General features: G+C 61.2%; 15 protein-coding genes. 8 read left to right on the forward strand and 7 right to left on the reverse strand.

All coding sequences use genetic code 11. From position 1 onward, the window contains the following. Nucleotides 1-39: 39 nt before the first annotated feature. The 3 genes from AX768_RS14835 to aqpZ all read left to right on the forward strand — a co-directional run bounded on the left by AX768_RS14835 (nt 40) and on the right by aqpZ (nt 3,012). Complete coding sequence (locus AX768_RS14835) at nt 40-648, forward strand: hypothetical protein (RefSeq protein WP_062000570.1); 609 nt, start codon at nt 40-42, stop codon at nt 646-648. Nucleotides 649-679: 31 nt separating this feature from the next. Further along, nucleotides 680-2,092: a DUF2252 domain-containing protein gene (locus AX768_RS14840; RefSeq protein WP_062000571.1), complete on the forward strand. Its 1,413-nt coding sequence runs from the start codon at nt 680-682 to the stop codon at nt 2,090-2,092. A 176-nt stretch (nt 2,093-2,268) separates the two neighbouring features. Continuing rightward, on the forward strand, nt 2,269-3,012 hold the full coding sequence (aqpZ, locus tag AX768_RS14845) for an aquaporin Z (RefSeq protein ID WP_062000572.1): 744 nt from the start codon (nt 2,269-2,271) through the stop codon (nt 3,010-3,012). 90 nt (nt 3,013-3,102) lie between these two features. Here the strand turns inward: aqpZ and AX768_RS14850 are convergent, their stop codons facing one another. Beyond that, entirely contained in the window at nt 3,103-3,306 is a 204-nt protein-coding gene (locus AX768_RS14850; protein WP_056364527.1) for a cold-shock protein, read from the reverse strand. A gap of 279 nt (nt 3,307-3,585) precedes the next feature. Between AX768_RS14850 and AX768_RS14855 the strand changes: the two genes are divergently transcribed. Then, complete coding sequence (locus AX768_RS14855; RefSeq protein WP_062000573.1) at nt 3,586-6,984, forward strand: autotransporter outer membrane beta-barrel domain-containing protein; 3,399 nt, start codon at nt 3,586-3,588, stop codon at nt 6,982-6,984. Between the two features lie 13 nt (nt 6,985-6,997). Here the strand turns inward: AX768_RS14855 and AX768_RS14860 are convergent, their stop codons facing one another. Both AX768_RS14860 and AX768_RS14865 read right to left on the reverse strand, forming a co-directional pair. After that, nucleotides 6,998-7,276 (reverse strand): DUF6440 family protein, encoded by a 279-nt coding sequence (locus AX768_RS14860; RefSeq protein WP_062000574.1) that lies wholly within the window; start codon nt 7,274-7,276, stop codon nt 6,998-7,000. 56 nt (nt 7,277-7,332) lie between these two features. Further along, a complete protein-coding gene (locus AX768_RS14865; protein WP_062000575.1) occupies nt 7,333-8,466 on the reverse strand; it encodes an aminotransferase class I/II-fold pyridoxal phosphate-dependent enzyme in 1,134 nt (377 codons plus the stop codon). Nucleotides 8,467-8,574: 108 nt separating this feature from the next. On the opposite strand from AX768_RS14865, the gene AX768_RS14870 reads away from it, so the two are divergent. Both AX768_RS14870 and AX768_RS14875 read left to right on the forward strand, forming a co-directional pair. Then, nucleotides 8,575-9,468 (forward strand): LysR family transcriptional regulator ArgP, encoded by an 894-nt coding sequence (locus tag AX768_RS14870; RefSeq protein ID WP_062000576.1) that lies wholly within the window; start codon nt 8,575-8,577, stop codon nt 9,466-9,468. A gap of 88 nt (nt 9,469-9,556) precedes the next feature. Next, nucleotides 9,557-11,890 (forward strand): patatin-like phospholipase family protein, encoded by a 2,334-nt coding sequence (locus AX768_RS14875; RefSeq protein WP_062000577.1) that lies wholly within the window; start codon nt 9,557-9,559, stop codon nt 11,888-11,890. A gap of 16 nt (nt 11,891-11,906) precedes the next feature. Here AX768_RS14875 and AX768_RS14880 read toward each other — a convergent pair whose 3' ends face one another. Further along, entirely contained in the window at nt 11,907-13,022 is a 1,116-nt protein-coding gene (locus AX768_RS14880; RefSeq protein WP_231941284.1) for an ATP-binding protein, read from the reverse strand. 138 nt (nt 13,023-13,160) lie between these two features. After that, nucleotides 13,161-13,874 carry a response regulator gene (locus tag AX768_RS14885; protein WP_062001019.1) on the reverse strand — a complete coding sequence of 238 codons (714 nt, stop codon included), beginning with the start codon at nt 13,872-13,874 and terminating at the stop codon, nt 13,161-13,163. A gap of 170 nt (nt 13,875-14,044) precedes the next feature. On the opposite strand from AX768_RS14885, the gene AX768_RS14890 reads away from it, so the two are divergent. Further along, entirely contained in the window at nt 14,045-15,019 is a 975-nt protein-coding gene (locus AX768_RS14890; protein ID WP_062000578.1) for a VirK/YbjX family protein, read from the forward strand. 81 nt (nt 15,020-15,100) lie between these two features. Beyond that, entirely contained in the window at nt 15,101-15,376 is a 276-nt protein-coding gene (locus AX768_RS14895) for a hypothetical protein (protein WP_062000579.1), read from the forward strand. 19 nt (nt 15,377-15,395) lie between these two features. Here the strand turns inward: AX768_RS14895 and AX768_RS14900 are convergent, their stop codons facing one another. Together AX768_RS14900 and AX768_RS14905 are read right to left on the reverse strand one after the other, a co-directional pair. Beyond that, nucleotides 15,396-16,079: a hypothetical protein gene (locus AX768_RS14900; RefSeq protein ID WP_144022122.1), complete on the reverse strand. Its 684-nt coding sequence runs from the start codon at nt 16,077-16,079 to the stop codon at nt 15,396-15,398. A 135-nt stretch (nt 16,080-16,214) separates the two neighbouring features. Then, a complete protein-coding gene (locus AX768_RS14905) occupies nt 16,215-17,597 on the reverse strand; it encodes a sigma-54 dependent transcriptional regulator (RefSeq protein ID WP_062000581.1) in 1,383 nt (460 codons plus the stop codon). Nucleotides 17,598-17,836: the final 239 nt, after the last annotated feature.

The raw sequence follows: 17,836 nt of genomic DNA on the forward strand, positions 1-17,836 counted from the left end.
ACAAGCCCGCTTACATTTCAAACCGCATAGGAACTGCACATGACCCGTTACCACACTTCGTCGAAAATCAGCATGCATCTTGTACGAGCTTCCATCGTCGTTTCCGCCTTGATCGCGGCACCCGTCATGGCGCAGACAGCGGCATCGAGTGTGGGGCCGGACGGCGTGGGTGCAGCGGCGACTGCCGAGGCAAAGGCGCAGGTAGTAGGTATCGATACCGCGTCGAACAGCGTTGCGTTAAAGGGCGAAAGTGGAAAGATCGTGAACGTCGCAGTCAATCCGGACATTGCGGATGTCGGCAAGCTGAAGCTCGGCGACACCGTGGACATCCGCTACGAAAACGCACTGCTCGTGCGGGCGACCAAGGTGAAGTCGGACGGCATCCGCGAACGGATCGATGAAACCGCGGCCGTTCCCGAAGCCAACGGATCGACCGCCACGGCGCGGCGCGTACAGGTCGTCGCGACAGTCCAGAAGATCGACAAGGCGCATCGGACCATCACGATTCGCGGCCCGTACAGGACGGACACATTGCACGTGGGTCCCGACGTACCGCTGAAAGACATCAAGGTGGGTGACAACCTGCGCGCGGAATTCGTGGAAGCGACTGCCGTACTCGTGACACGTGACGGTGCTCCAATCAAATAATCGGCCACCGGACGTTTGAAGAGAGGCGGTCATGTCAGGTGAAAGCAAGACGGCGTCGCGCGTTGCCGCGGGCAAGGCGCATCGGAACAACATGCCACGCTCCGCGCATGGCAAGCTCGGGAAAATCGATCGCGATCCCATCGAATTGCTCGAACAAAGCAGCTACGGTCGCGTGAACCGTCTTGTTCCGCTTCGATATGGCCGCATGATGGCATCGCCATTTTCGTTCTTCAGGGGCAGCGCGATCCTGCAGGCGAACGACCTCGCACAGTCCGCCAACACGGGCCTGGTCATGCCTATTTGCGGCGACGCGCATCTGATGAACTTCGGCGGTTTCGCCACGCCGGAGCGCCAGCTCGTCTTCGACCTGAACGACTTCGATGAAGTCGCCCTGGGCCCATGGGAATGGGACCTGAAGCGGCTCACAGCAAGCTTCATGATCGCCGCGCGCCACATGCGCCTGAGCCGCCTGACCGCGGAGAAACTGGTCGAAACGGTGGTCTCGCAATATCAGACCCGCATGCGTGAGTACGCGCAATTCAGCGCGCTCGAACTCTGGTACGAGCGCATCACGTTCGACCGCATGCTCGAAACCGCCGTCAGTCCCGAACGCAGGCGCATCTTGCGCAAGGGCATGGAAAAAGCGGCGAGCCGCACGCACGACAGCATGCTCGAAAAGGTCGCGCAATTCGATGGCGAGCACTGGACGCTGCGTGACATGCCGCCCGGCATGTTCCATATCCACGGTACGAATACCTTGTTCGATGCAGACGACGACTGGGTCGCGCTCGGCAACTGGCAAGCAGTGATCAAGGGCATGTTCCCGCAATACATGAAGACGCTCACGCACGATCGCCGCGCGTTGCTGCGCCACTTCACCGCGCAGGATCTCGCCTTCAAGGTGGTGGGCGTGGGCAGTGTCGGAACGCGTTGCCTCGTGTTGCTGATGCTGGACGAACTCGGCAAGCCGATGTTCCTGCAGATCAAGGAAGCGCGCCGATCGGTGATCGAACAGCACTTCGAAGCCGAGACCCTGGGCCATGCCGGCGAGCGCGTGGTGCGCGGCCAACGCGTGATGCAGGCCGCCAGCGATATCTTCCTCGGCTGGGGCACAGGTCCCTCCGGACGCCACTTTTATTTTCGGCAACTGCGCGACATGAAGCTGTCGGCGAACATCGAATTGTTCGATATCGATGTCCTCGAAGGTTACGCCCGCCTGTGCGGCTGGATTCTTGCGCGCGCGCATGCGAAGGCAAGCGGCAAGGCAATCGAGATCAGCGCATACCTCGGCCAGGGCAGCCAGATGGCAGAAGCGCTGGTGTCGTATTCGAAGAACTACGCGGATCAGGTCGAACGGGACTTCGATCTTTTTACTCAGGCGTGCAGAAGCGGACGGCTGCTCGCTCGCACCGACGAAGACATGGCCGCCGACTTTCATGTTTGAAAGACGCATTTGCAGGGTCGATTTTTAAAATCCCTGACCTACACTGTTTGCGTGACGGCATTCCGTATTTATGCGCCGCGTCACACAGCAGACAAATAGTCAGGAGGACTAAAACGAATCAAAGCAGTCGCGCCGATTCTTCTCGAAACCCGTCAGATCTAATTGGATGTCACATCATGCGATTACAACAGCGTCTCATAGCGGAATTATTTGGCACGTTTTGGCTAGTAATTGGCGGATGCGGAAGTGCGGTTCTCGCCGCGAAGTTTCCGGGAACGGGAATCAGTTTTGTAGGGGTATCGCTGGCATTCGGTTTGACCGTGCTCACCATGGCTTATGCACTCGGCCATATTTCAGGCGCCCATTTGAATCCGGCAGTTAGCGTCGGGCTGGCAGTCGCCGGCCGTTTTCCGGCGAAGGAGCTGGTGCCGTACATCGTCGTGCAGGTGATCGGCGCGACCCTTGGCGCGTTCGTGCTGTATCTGATTGCCTCGGGCGTGCCGGGGTTCGACGCCGCCGCCAGCGGCTTCGCCAGCAACGGCTACGGGGCACGCTCGCCCGGCGGCTACTCGATGACCGCCGCCCTCATCTGCGAAGTCGTGATGACGTTCTTCTTCGTGCTCGTCATTCTGGGCACCACCGACGGACGCGCCATCTCCGGATTCGCGCCGCTCGCCATTGGCTTGTGCCTGACGCTGATCCATTTGATATCGATACCGGTGACCAACACATCGGTCAATCCGGCGCGCTCGACCGGGCCTGCGCTCTTTGCAGGCGGGGCGGCGCTGGGGCAGCTCTGGCTCTTCTGGGTCGCGCCGATAATCGGGGCGTTCATCGCGGGGGCGCTGTATCCGCGGCTCTTCCCGGAAAAGGTCACGGCAATCGCGCCGGCGCCGCTCGCCATCGACGCTGCGCCCTGACCCGGCAGCGCGCAGCCATAAAAAATGGCCCGCCAAGGCGGGCCATTCATTCACGCGATCAAGCTAGCTGTATCGAATTGAAGCGTCGAATTACAGCGGCTGGATGTTCGATGCTTGCAGACCCTTCGGGCCTTGCTTCGCTTCGTAGCTCACTTTCTGGTTTTCCTGGAGGGTCTTGAAGCCTTCCGTGCGGATTTCCGAGAAGTGCGCGAACAGGTCGTCACCGCCGCCGTCCGGCGTGATGAAGCCAAAACCCTTCGCATCGTTAAACCACTTCACAATACCTGTTGCCATTTGCTGATTTTCCTAGAAGAGACGTAATTCCGTTTGGTAGCGTCACCCGCCGTCAAACGGCAAAGCGTTGCTGCCTCCTTTTACCACGCGAAAATGACACTTTGCAATTGGATTCTCCCCGGAGTTCCCGGAAATCCTGTCCAAATAGCGCGTGTGCATAGTGCGGAGACACCTGCCGTTCATCCGAGCGGACATGCGAATAATAATTAAAACATTTGGTAAGGCAAAGAAATAAGTCTATTTTTATCTTTCATTAGACGTTCTGAGAGACCGGAGACAATGAAGAAAGCAGTCGACCTGGGCATTTGCGGCGCTGTTGTTTTTTCGGGAGCGATCGCGGGGTCGGTGAATGCCGCGTGCAGTTCGACTGCGCCAACAAGCGGCGCGAGCGTAGTGTGCAGCGGAACCGGCGTTGGTCCGGTGGCCGCGCTGACGGGCTCGACCGGGGTCAATGTCACCATCGACTCGACCGTGGCCGCAGCCCTCACGCGTGCGGCTTCGCCGGTATCGTTCAGCGTCGTGGGGGCGAGCACGATCACCAATAGCGGCGCGATTACGCTAACCGGCGGGGGCGGCTCGGGAACCAATCGAGGTGCGGTCCTCGTGGGCACTGCAAATAACAATCAGCTTACAAACGCTGCGACCGGCAGGATCACCACGACTGGTGCCTACAACGACGGCATGGCCGCCAATGGCAGCGGCAATTCGCTTGTGAACAACGGGTCCATCTCGACCGCTGGGCCGAATGCTTATGGGATGTCCGCAGCCTGGGGGCAGACAAATGTTGGTCAGGCCAACAACAGTTTGACCAACACCGGAACGGTATCGACGAGTGGCAGCAACGCGCGCGCGGCATCCATAGTCGGCGGCAGCGGGACGATCAACAACAGCGGCAGCTTGTCGACGTCAGGCGCCAACAGTCCCACAGCGTATCTTCAAGGCAACAACGATTCGCTCGTGAATACCGGCACGATCACCGCGACCGGCGCCGACTCCGATGCGGTGTTCTCCAACACTGCGGGGTCGAGCTTTGCGGCGACTATCGAAAACCGGACGGGCGGTCGGATTTTCAGCCAGACCGCGGCGGCTGTCCGGACGCTGAACGGCGCGAGTACCGTCACGAATGCCGGGCTGCTGCAGTCGGGCGGCCCACTGGCGATCGCCATGGGCAATGGGGCAAACACGCTGATCCTGCAGACAGGCTCGCAGATCATCGGCGGTGCCGATGGCGGCGGCGGTCCCGGCGTGAGCACGGTGATCCTGCAGGGAAGTGGTGAGGCATCGAATGCCTTCACGCGCTTTCAGACGTTGCGAATGGACGGCGATGCCTGGACGTTCAGCGGCACGGGGGATTTCAACCTCGCCGAAGTGCAGACCGGCACGCTCAACCTGACCGGCCTGTTTGCGCCGACGACCGTCGCCCTGGTCGATGCTCCTGGCACGCTCCGGGCCACGGCGCAGAACCTGCCGTCCAACGTAACCGACAACGGGCTCGTGCGCCTGGCTCAAGATGTCGACGGCACCTACAGCGGCACGATCTCGGGCACCGGCGCGCTGGAAAAGACCGGCGCGGGCACATTGACGATGGCCCCGGCGGCGGCCGGCGGCAACACGTATTCCGGGGGCACCTCGGTTCTTGGCGGCACGCTCGCGATCGGCGCCGATAACGCGTTGGGCGCCCCGACCGGTGGCCTGACGCTCGACGGCGGCACGCTGCGCCTGAACAATGCGCTCGATCTGGCCGCGACACGTCCCACCGTGCTTGGCGCGGCGGGCGGTGTCATCGATACGCAAAATTTCGATACCACCATCGAGCAGAACATCTCGGGCGCGGGATCGCTGACGAAGCTCGGCGCCGGGCAGCTTTTGCTGCAGGCGCCGACCACATTTACAGGCGGCACCACGTTGAGCGCCGGCACCCTCGCCGTAGGCGACAGCTCGCACCCCGGCGCATCGCTTGGCGGCGGCGGGCCGGTTTCCATCGCGGCAGGGACGAATCTGGGGGGCTACGGGAGCATCGTCGGCAATGTCACCAACAACGGCACGATCTTCGCGGCGAATGCGCTGCCGGCGTTTGCATCGGGAGGAACCGGCGCGTTGAACGTACGCGGGCAGCTCACGAACAACGGCCTCGCGCAGATTGCCGGGGCAGGCGTTGGCAATCAGCTTGTCGTGACGGGCAGTTACGTCGGGCAGAACGCCCGGATTGCGCTCAATACGGTCGTCGGTCCCGACAACTCGGCTTCGGACAAGCTGGTCGTCAGCGGCGGTAATGCCAGCGGGTCCAGCACGTTGCTGATCCACAACGTTGGCGGCACGGGCGCCGCGACCACCGCCGACGGCATCCAGGTGGTTCAGGCCGCGAATGGCGCCACATCGGCCGCTGGCGCGTTCTCATTGCCGGCGTCCATACAGGCGGGCGCCTATACCTACTATCTCGCGAAGGGCGGCGTCACGGCGGGGACGAGCGAAAGCTGGTATCTGCGAAATACCGTCGCCGCCGCAGCGCCGCCCGTAGTCACGCCGCCGACCTCGCCAGGAACGCCCGGAACGCCGACGACACCGGCCACGCCCGGGACGCCATCGGAGCCCACAACACCCACGACGCCCGGCGCGCCCTCCGGCACGACTCCGCCTTCAGACGATACCCCGTCCGTTCCCACCGCCGCGCCCGGCACGCCGCCGCTTCCCGCGCCGCCGCCAGCTGGTTCAGCGCCCGTCCCGGTGTACCGGCCCGAAGTGGCGCTTTACGCCGCCATCGCCATGGTCGCGCGCGAACTCGGCTTCCAGCAGATCGACAACTTCCACGACCGCCAGGGCGACCAGTCCCTCCTCACCGAAACCGGCGCGCTGCCGGCCGCGTGGGGCCGCGTCTGGGGCGCGCATTCGGTGCAGAGCCAGGACGGCGCAGCCAATCCTGAATTCGACGGCTCTGTTTTCGGCGCGCAAGTCGGTCACGACATCTACGCTGACTCCACCGCAAGCGGCCACAAGAATCATTACGGCCTGTTCCTGGGTTTTGCGCGCGCGACCGGCGATATCGATGGTTTCGCGCTCGGCTTTCCGAACGTGAACGTCGGCCATTTGTCGATGAATGCGTACAGTCTCGGCGGCTACTGGACGCACGTCGGCCCCACGGGGTGGTACACGGACGCCGTACTGATGGGTTCGTCGATTACAGTCGACCCGTTGTCGAATCAGGGAACCGGCGCGGGGACGCACGGGACAGCCGTGACCGGTTCGGTGGAAGGCGGCTTCCCGATAGCGCTCGGCAACGCGTTCGTTGTCGAGCCGCAGGCGCAGATCCTCTGGCAGAACTTGTCGCTCAATGACTTCAATGACGGCGTGTCGTCTGTCTCGTTCAACAATGGCAACACGTACATCGGGCGCCTCGGTGTGAGGCTGCAACATACCTTCAGCAGCGCAGGCGTGACGTGGCAACCTTATGCGCGGGTCAGCGTCCTGCGCGCGTTCGGCGAAGGCGACAGCACGACGTTTGCAGGGACCACGACCATCCCGGGGAGCGTTGGACAAACATCGGGACAATTGAACGTGGGACTCGTTGCCCAGGTCACGCGCTCGGGCAGCGCGTTCGTGACGGCGAGCTACCTCACCAATCTCGGCGGCTCGCATCAACGGACGATAGGCGGCAACGCCGGCGTCCGGTGGAAATGGTAGAACCGGCTGCGTCCTACTGACCGAGTTTCGGCGCGCTGCAGTCGGGCGTGCCGTTGCTTTTCAGCAGCGGCGTGATGCCCTGCCCTTGGGCGATGAGGTATCGGCAACCCGTTTCGTGATCGGTTTCCAACTGCAGATTGATGTCCTCGGTGGTCTCGCGTGTGAATCTGTTGAAGCTCGCGCGAGAGGCGGGTTTCGAGTCAGCGCTCGCGACGTTCGGGACATTCGGTGTGTTCTGGGCATGCGCTGCGAACGACGCGCTTGCCGCCAGCAATACCAACAACCTCTTCATGTGCGTTCCTCGTGACGTTTTGCGCGCAAAGACACACGCATTGCGTTCGATGACATCTACCGCCCGAGGTTCAACCCGCCGCCTTGCTCGCGCAAATAGTTATCGAGGATGGCCAGGACATCCGGCAGATTGCGCCGTCCCAGGCCGATACGAATATGGGTATCACCGTGATCCAGCAACGTGCCGGGGAGCAGCAGCACGCCGGTACGTTCGAGCACTTCCGCGCAGAAGCGCTCCGCGCCGCCCTGCTTCAACCGCGGAAAGGCTACCGTGCCGGCGCGTGGCCGATGCCATTCCAGAAGCTCCCGATGGCGCGCGAAAAATGGATCGAGCAAAGCCAGATTGCTCCGGACGATTGCTGTATTCCGCTCGATCAATGCGCCGGTATTGCGCACCGCGATGGCCGCAAGAAACTCGCTCGGCGCGCTATTGCAGATGGTCAGATAGTCCTTGAACGTGTTCATGGCGGCCAGCACATCCCGATCGCGCGTTGCAACCCAGCCAACGCGCAAGCCCGCGAGACCATGCGACTTCGATAACGCGCCAAGCGAGATCGCTTTCTCGTAGACGTCGCACGCGGCAGGCAGCCTGTGCGCCGGATCATGCTCGAGTCCCCTATAGACCTCGTCGCTGAAAAGCCAGAGACCGTGTTTGCGCGCGAAGTCGACGATTGCATCGAATCGTTCTCGATCCGGAAGATAACCCGTGGGATTGTGCGGCGCGCAGATGAGCAAGGCTTTCGTTTCGGGACGCAGCAACGTTTCGAGTTCGTCGGGATCGAGCGCCCAGCCCTCGGCTTCACGCGCCATCCAGGGCGACACCGATACACCCAGCGCCTGCGCCACCGAGTAATGCGACTGATAGCCAGGCATATGCACGATCATGTGATCGCCGGCCTCGAGCATCGTGTTCACGAACGAGTAGATCGCTTCCTGCGCGCCTGTGTGCACGATCAGATCATCCGTGCCGATCGACTCGTACAAGGTTGCCAGTTCTCGCCGAAGCTCGGGCGCCCCCGGGTATTCCGTGTAGCCCAGCCACGTGTTGTTGAAGGCATCGGCAGACCCGGGTTCGAGCGCGAGAAGATCCGCGACCGACATCGACTCCGGGTCGGAACTGCACATCAGATAGCGGGCGGTGAATTCGTGAACGGCGAAGTAGCGTTCGAGCGCAAATGGCGTGGGTTGCATGGCGGGTCCAGGGAGAAGAAGCGTGACGGACGCTGTTTAGAGGCGTAGTCTGCCGGTCGTACTTTCATAAATAAAGCTAACTCTCCTAATGCCACTTAAGAAACGCTAATGCTTGACTATGCCCTTCTCGATGCGCTCGGCGCCGTGGTGCGTCATGGCTCGTTCGATCGCGCGGCGCGCGAGCTCAATGTGACGCCATCGGCGGTATCGCAGCGCGTGAAGCTGCTGGAAGAGCGCGTGGGAAGCGTGCTGGTGAAGCGCGGCCAGCCGTGTATCGCGACGCCACCGGGCGCGCTGCTGTGCCGCCATATTGAACGCGTGCGCCGGCTCGAAACCGAACTCGGCAGTCAGATGCCGACGCTGCCCGGCATGCTTGCCGAAGCGTGGCCGACGTTTCGCGTCGCAGTCAACGACGACAGCGTGGGGACGTGGTTCATCGATGCCGTATCGGAATTTTGTGTCGAACGAGAAATGCTCGTGGACCTGGTGATCGACGACCAGGACCACACCGCGCAGCAACTGCGCGACGGCAGCGTGCAAGGCGCGGTGACCACGCAAGCCGAAGCCGTGCAGGGGTGCCGGTCGACCAAACTCGGGCGCATGCGGTACCTGCCCGTGTGTTCGCCCGCGTTTTTCGATCGATATTTCGCGGAGGGCCTCACGCGTGACGCGTTGCGCCATGCGCCGCGTGTCGAATTCAATTCGAAGGACCAGATGCAGCGGCGCTTCATCCGCCGCATCACGCGCGCGGATCTCGATCCCCCGCGGCACCTGATTCCGCACGTGGCGGGTTTCGTGCGCGGCTGCGCGTCCGGGATGGGATGGGGCATGTGTCCCGAACGCATGATCCGGCCGCTGATCGAATCGGGCGAACTCGTCCGCGTCGTGCCCGGCGCCCATATGGATGTCGATCTTTATTGGCAGAGCTGGCGGTTGTCCATCGGCTGGCTCGACGATTTCAGGACCATGCTGCAAAAACGCGCGAAGGCATTTCTCGATTAGTCCGCGGCCGCACATCACGATCGCGATTTCGGGATGCGAAACACTGTAATCTCTCGAACTCGTTCCTTCTGCATCGGATACACGAGTCTTGTCGAGCAAACATTCCAACGATAAAAAAACCGCCAATCGCTCGAATCTCGCACGTCGGCGCTTGCGTTACGCCGCCGCGCTGCTTGTGCTCGGCTGCGCCGGCGCAGAGCGTCCAGCAGCGGCAGAGGGTGCTGCGTGCGTTGCGGATGCAGGCCCGTCGCCCCGGCGCGCGGTCGGCCTCGTGCTCTCGGGCGGCGGTGCGCGCGGCTATGCGCACCTCGGCGTGCTGAAAGTGCTGGAGGCGAACCGTATTCCTGTCGACTGCATTGCGGCGACGAGCATGGGTGCGGTCGTCGGCGGACTGTATGCGAGCGGCATGAGCGCGCAAGACATGGACAATCGACTCGCGAAAATCAATCTTGCCGACGTCGCATTCGACGTCACCTCGCGCGCCGATCTGCCGCAATCCCAGCGGGAGGACGAGCGGCTGTATATGAACAGCTTGTCGTTCGGCTACGGCTCGCGCGGCTTCCGCCTGCCAGCCGGCCTCGTGCAAGGCACACAGCTTCAGGCACTGCTGCAGGACTGGACGAGCACGGTGCCCGGGAACATCTCGTTCAACGCGCTGCCCGTCCCGTTTCGTGCGATCGCCACGGACTTGCAGACCGGCCAGAAGGTCGTGCTCGATCACGGGTCGTTGTCGCAGGCGATCCGCGCGAGCATGGCGCTGCCCGGCCTGTTCGCGCCGGCGGATGTGGACGGACGCACGCTGGTCGATGGCGGCATAGTCAGCAACCTGCCGATAGAAACCGCCCACGACATGGGCGCCGACGTTGTGATCGCCGTGGATATCGGTTCGCCGCTGCGGCCGCTCGATGCGTTGGCGTCGCCCACCGACGTGATGCAGCAGATGATCGGCATCCTGATCCATCAGAACGTCGCGCGGCAGCGCGAACAGCTCAAGGCCGACGACGTGCTGATCGAACCCGCGCTCGGTTCCCTCAGCTTCACGGATTTCGCCAATGCGCGCCAGGCCATTGCTGCGGGCGAAGCTGCCGCCACCGCCGCGCTGCCGAAGCTGCGGCATCTGGCGTTGTCGCCTGCGGACTACGCAGCGTATCGCGTGGCGCATTCCGCGCCCGCGAGCAAGCCGGTGCGCATTACGCGCATCGAGATTGCATCGCAGGGCGCGGTGCCGCAGGCGCGCATCCGCGAAACACTGCACGTGCAAGAAGGCGATGTGTACGACCCCGCGGCGGTTTCCAGGGACTTGCTGTCGCTGACCACGCTTGGCAATTTCGAAAGCGCGACGCAACAACTCGTCGATAACGGCGACGAACACACGCTCATCATCAATACCCGCGATAAATACTGGGGGCCAAACTTCCTGCTCTTCGGGCTCGGCTTGTCGAGCAGTACGACCGATTCGGGCGGCTTCCGGCTGCACTTGGGTTATCGGAGGCCGTGGCTCACGTCATCGGGACTGGAAGGGCGTATTGACGGCACGGTCGGCAGCGACCTGACCAACATTCACGCGGAGCTGCGGCAGCCGTTGTCGAATACAGCGGGTTATTACCTTGCGCCTTATCTGGAGCTTCAGCGCCGGTACGCCAATCTCTACGACGACAACGGCGACCTCAAGGTGACGCAATATCTGTTGCAGACGGAACGTGCGGGACTCGACTTCGGATTGCCGCTTTCGACTCTCGGCGATTTCCGCGTCGGCATTGCTTATACGCACGCATATGGATCGCCGCAATACAACCTTCCGGCCAACATATATGATCCAGGCCTGCCTCCGTCCCAGCAACTCTTCCCCGAGTTTTACGGGCGGCAAGTCAGCGCCCGGGCGCGGCTTGTCATTGATCAACTCGACGATCCGCTGTTTTCGCGGAAAGGGTATTTCGGCGAGCTTCGCATAGAACATTCCCTCTTCGCCGGTAGCGACAGTTTCACCGAACTGTACGGCAAAGGCATTGCTGCGACCACGTTCGGGCGCCACAGCTTCAATGCGAGCGTGGAGGCCGGCGGCGATCTTGGCGGCAAGAGCAACCCCACTAACCCGCTTGGTTTTACGCTCGGGGGCTTCCAGCACCTGTCGGCCTATGCCGCCGATCAATTGGCCGGCGACTCCATGCTCTACGGGCAGATCACATACATGAACCAGCTCGCCAGCTTCAACACGCCGCCAATACGCGGACTGTTTGCGGGCGTCAGCGCGGAAGTCGGAAACGTCTGGGTGAAGGACTCGAAGTTCGGCAGCGGCGCCCTCAAGCGCAGCTTCACCTTTTTCACCAGCGTGACGAGTTCATTCGGACCCATTTACCTCGGCGTGGCGTTTGCGCCGGGCGGCAGGACGAACTACTACTTCCAGCTTGGACACTCGTATTAAGTTTGATCGGTGGTCTTCAGGCAGCAGCGCTGACAGGCCAGCTCAATTCAAAACGCGCACCGCTCAACGTCACAGGATCGGTCACCGCAATATGTCCACGATGCGCGTTCAAGACCTGACGCGTGATCGCAAGTCCGATCCCATAACCGCCTGTCTGGCGATCGAGCCGCACGAACGGATCGAAGATGCGGTCGCGTTCGTGTTCGGGCACGCCGGCGCCGTCGTCTTCAACAAAGATATGTACGTGCCCCCGCTGCACGGACAGCCCGACCACAATCCGTGCCTGAGCATATTTGCTCGCGTTGCGCAGCAGGTTGCGCATGGCATACGACATCAGGCGCGTGTCCATCGCAACGCATGCGCACGGATTGATATCGACGTCCCGCACAATGCGCATATGGGTGTAGAGCAGCGTGGCGTCGTGGACCTGCTTGTCGAACCAGCTCAAAAGCGGCGTTGCTTCCAGGTTGGATTGCAGCGAACTATGCTCGAGGCGGGCGTAGGTGAGACTCATATCGATGAGTTCTTCGAGTTCAGTCACATCCTGCCCGATGCCCGCCAACGCCTCGTCATACTCCGCTGCCGATCCCGGCTGGCGCAGGATTTCAAGCGCAAAGCGCACGCGCGCAAGCGGCGTGCGCAATTCGTGCGAGATGCCATTGGTCAGTTCGCGTTGCGCCGCAATGATGCGTTCCATGCGCGCGGCGAGCGCGTTGAGCATGCGCGCAAGCGGCCCGATGATCACGCTATGCGACACGCGTGCACGTATGTTGAAGCGCCCGCCCGTGAAGTCGCTTGCGCGCTCGCGGATGATCGTCAGGTCGTGCCAGACGGGCCGCATCCATCGGTATGCAATCAGCGCGGGGAATCCGAACGTCACCGCTGCAATCAGTATCAGCGCAACGCCTGGTATCTGGCCGGCACGACCCGGAGCAAGGGCAGTTGCTACCACCACAGCCGTCAGTATCGCGACACTCAACAGGCGGAAATACGCGCGCAGATAGAATCGTGACCAGCTTGGCGTGCGATCGGCGCGCGTGTCGGTCCAGGTGCGGCGGAAATGCAGCCAACGCCATTTGCAGTATCTGAGGAAGGGGAGTTTTTGCGCGGTCGCGTTCATGATCGGAGGCATCGGGTTTAGAGCGCGGAGGAACGTGAATCAGCATTCATATGCGCGCTTGAATGTTAGTCTCAGCGCGCAGATGACATTGTCGATATTGCACCATGCGATGTGCATTTTTGTAGCCGGCCATGTCTGAATGGCCGTGCATCATTCCCATGCGATCTTGCTGAATTGATAACCCTTGCCGCGAATGGTCTTGATGCGCTGCGGCGTGGTGGCATCGTCGTTGAGTTTGCGGCGCAGACGTGAAACGCCGCCGTCGATGGTGCGATCCAGCCCGTCGAATTCGACTCCGCGCAATTGCCGCATCAGGCTCTCGCGGCTGACCACCTCGCCCGCACACATGACCAGCGCCCAAAGCAGATCGAATTCCGCCGATGTGAGCTCCGGGCTGCTGCCGTCGGGCAACCGGACGCTGCGCGTCGCGCGGCTGATTTCGAATTTGCCGAACGCGAACATGTCCGGCTGCGTTGATGCGCCGGCCGTGCGTTCCATGACAGTCACACGGCGCAGTTGCGCCTTGATCCGCGCAAGCAGGATGCGCGGTTCGACCGGTTTGTGAACGTAGTCGTCCGCGCCGAATTCGAGGCCGAGCACTTCATCGAACTGATCGTCCCGCGCGGTCACCATGATGATCACGCCATCGAAATGAGCGCGTGCCTCGCGGCATATCTGGAAGCCGTCCTTGCCGGGCAGGTTGACATCGAGGATCACCAGATCCGGCTGACGCTTGAGTATTGCGGGAATTGCCTCGTTGCCATGCCGGACGGCATCGACCTCATAGTCGTTCTTGCGGAGATAAGCCGCGACCAGCGCCGAAAGGCGTTCATCGTCTTCGACGAGCAAGATCCGGAAGGGCATGAGGGACTCAGTGGTGACGCAATGGCGCCGAATGACAAACAGGATAGCGGATGCGCCGCACGCCACGAGCATGCCCGTACAAAACTCGACAAGACTCCACGCAATTCGACATGCCGGCCACGGCGCATGGATAGCATCCGTTCGATCGCAATCCAGAAAGGTCGTGCACGATGCCCTTGTTCTTTGAATGGTTTGGCGCGGGCTCGCAATCGTTCGCCGGATGGTTCGCCCGTATCGCGAACTCATGTGCAACGATAAACCACGCGAGCCGCATCTTATATCCGGGGACGAGCCGTTTCGCCCGATGGCGGCGGATTCGATTCTGGCTGCGCTCGCTGCTCTGGTGGCGCACGACCACGACGTGGCTCGAGCGCTGTGCGACATCGCCGTTGTCGAGCCTCGTGCAGCGTCAGCCGGTCGCGCTCGAACGCATGCACCGGCCGTTCCTTCATGGATGCTTCAACGCACGCGAACGGCTCGAGGCGAGCCTCGATCATTGCGCGATCACGCAGCAACGCGCGCCGCGACTGGCGAATCGTATTGCAGTTGAAGGACGAGTATCGATTGCACGCATCTCGGTCGATGCAGATAGTTGGGACGTATCGCTTGAATCGATCGGGCATTTTCAGCGCGAAGGCGACTGGTCACTTTGCATTCGCGATGCATCCGGCAGACGCGTGGTGTCGTGCACGTTCAGCCTGGCATATCTCGGCGGCAAGGTGCTGCGCCCGCGCATGTGCATTGGCGCGGTCCAGGGTCCCGACAAGTCGATGAACGGCCGCGACCTTTTCCGTACGCTCACCAAGAAGTGGCTTGGATTGCGACCCAAGGTCTTTGCGATTTATCTCGCGCAAAACGTGGCGCAAACGCTTGGCATGGGCAGTACGTTCATCGTCTCGAAACACGCACATGTCTATTCGAACTGGCGCTATTGCCTGCGCAAGAAACGCGTGTCGGCGGACTACGACAACCTGTCACGCGAATGCGGCGCTTTCGCCACATGGAACGGCTGGTTCGTGCTTGCCCCGCCCCGGTTGAATCTTGCGGATCGCGATGACTCGGCTAAGGGAAATGCGCTGCGCCGAAAACGCAATGCACTCAGGGAAGATGTTGTGTTGCAGATTCGCGAACGATTACGCGCGTAACAAACACGACCCGCTTATTAGCTGTTTTGGGCATGCCACTTGCACTACGTTCCCGTTCACTAAAAAGTACTGGGGCGACGCATGGCATCGACGATTTCCGCATCTACCAAATTCCGATCAGTACTAGCAGAGGGCGAGATCGATCATCTGGAAAAGATGCTGCGCCTGTCGCGGACGCAAGGGCCCGTTCCACATCTGAACGGCGCCTACTGGACGGCAAGACTTACATTCGTGCAAGAACATTTCGATCTCGTCGCGGAGCAGGCAAAGCGTGTCAAAGCGCTGCTTTGTGTATCGGCGACAAACGATGCGCTGGAATCGAAGGTTGGCGGCGGCACGCGCTCATGGGTCGCTTGAGCGCATCACGCACATTCAATCACTTGCCGCCTGCCTGAGCGGCCTGAGCAACCAGCCGTCGCGCGGACACGCTCGATGCATCCACGGCGGAAGCCTGCGACGCATTGTCCGATACACATCGCCAGTCGCCCGTTGCACGGCAGCGTGCAGCGCGATGCAAAAGGTCATCGCGCAAACGTTCGCGGGTAGCCAGGTCCACGCGCATCTGCTGCAACTGAGGATTGGTGCTGTCGTTTGCCGGCATCGCCGCAAGAGTCCGATGCGCCACAAAAAGATTGCGGCTCCCCATAGCACGATAAAACTCGGCAGCACCCGGAATTGCCGGTATCACGGCGGGTGGCTGTGCCGGCGAGACGCTCGCGTTTGCAAGTGCAGGGGCAGGTGCACTTGCGATAGCCCCGGCAGTTGCAGCCTGCATCCGGACGACCGCTCCGCTCACGAGCGCATGAGAAGAAACCGGCTGCGGCTTCAGATCCATGTTCGACGGACGAGAGCCACTCAGAGCCCATACGATCAACACGCCTCCGGCAAGCAGACCTGCCCATAGCAGTTGCTCCGTGCGTTTCGAGCGCGTCTGATAGAACTTCAGCGCGCCTTCAGCCAGTCCCGGATACGCGCCTTGCGAACGCTTGGGGCGCCTGATACTTTTCTTCTGAAATACCGTGGTTGCGAAGCTCGTCAAACGGTGCAAAAGGTTTGGCACATGGCCGCACCGCCCACATCTGTAAGTACCTGCAGGAAAGTCATTTCCGCACTCTTCGCATGTCGTCCACGCTGCGTAACCGATAGACTCCAGCATGCGCATAAAAGTCTCCATGTTAAGTGGGTACGGGTGTAATCAAAGGGCTGGGGCCGGATCGCCGGCTTCTTGCATGTCGTCGCCGGCGGCGCGTGTCGGCATTCCCAGATCCTGCATCAGCCGGTGCAAATGGACCCTGGAAATCCCGAGACCGCGCGCTGCATCCACGACGCGGCCCTTGTGTACGAAAAGCGCCAATTCTATCGCGCGCCGGTCCGCCGCCGCGCGGGCCTCCCGAAGCGAATCCGGTGCATTCGCGGCGTGCTCGGTTAGTTCGAGATCCTGAGCAGTGATGTATTTTCCCTCGGATAAAATAATTGCGCGACGTACACGATTAATAAGTTCGCGCACATTGCCGGGCCAGCCATAGTTATGCAAGGCAGCAATCGCATCCGGCGCGAACCCGTGTATGCGCCGTGCGCGTTCGTCCTTGAAGCGTTCGAGCGCGTACGACGCCAGTTCCGTAATATCTTTTCCGCGCATCCGAAGCGGTGGCTCCCGAATTTCCAGCACGCAGAGACGAAAAAACAGGTCGGCCCTGAAACGTCCTTCATCGACCGCCGTCTGCATGTCGACATGCGTCGCGGTAATCACGCGCACATCGACATCCACGCTTTCGATGCCGCCCAGCCTTTCGATTTTTCGCTCTTGAATGAAACGCAACAACGCTGCCTGACTTTCCGCTGGAAGGTCGCCGATTTCATCGAGAAACAACGTGCCGCCATTGGCTTCCTCGACACGTCCGATCTTTCTTTGCGTTGCGCCCGTGAAGGCGCCGCGTTCATAGCCGAACAATTCCGAATGCAGCAACTCGTGCGGGATCGCACCACAGTTCACCGCGATGAACGGCATGTCGCGCCGTGCCGATCGTGCGTGAATCATCTGCGCGGTCAATTCCTTCCCCGTGCCCGATTCACCTGATATGAAAACGGTCGCATCCGTCGAAGCAACTTTTCCGATCGCGCGATGAAGCGCCCGCATCACCTCCGACGATCCAATCATGCTACTTGCCATAGCGCCATCGGCAAGTGCCGTGTCTCCTTCGAACCGTAGCGCTTCCATGCCGACCGCCTGCGACAACACGGTCAGAATGCGCTCATGCTGCGTAGGCACCGTGACGAAGTCAAAGCAATGCGCGGCGATGGCGTCGCGCACCTCCCGCAAGTCCCGCGATTCACGCGATACCAGCGCAACCCACGCCACTAGAGCAGAACGCGAAAGCTGTTCGACCCTCTCCAAATGCGGCTTGCTCACGCCGGCCGTCAAGTCGAGCAAGCCGGGCATGGGTGCATCGCTTAAATCACTTGATGCATTTGCGTTGATTGCGGGTACCACTTTCCACGCGGCATCGCTGAGACTCTTTACTAGCTTTTCGTCCGGCTTGTCGCCTATATAAAGAAGCGTCCGATGCACGCGGTCCATGGTTGTAGATATTCTCTGGTAAGCCCTTCTTTACACTTGGATGGGAACAGCCCGGCCATTCGCAGCAGGCGCAACTTTCCGGGTGACCCATCCTATAGACGCGCATTCGCCGCAGGTGAAACAGAAAGTTAGTTTGCGTATCCAGGAATGAAAAAGATCGTCAGATGTAACCGCGCCGCTTCGGTCGAATCCGGGCACGTGGTTTGCGCCTACCGAATCGCCGCGTTCAACTTGCGTTT

The organism is Burkholderia sp. PAMC 28687 (assembly GCF_001577465.1).
Lineage (GTDB): Bacteria > Pseudomonadota > Gammaproteobacteria > Burkholderiales > Burkholderiaceae > Caballeronia.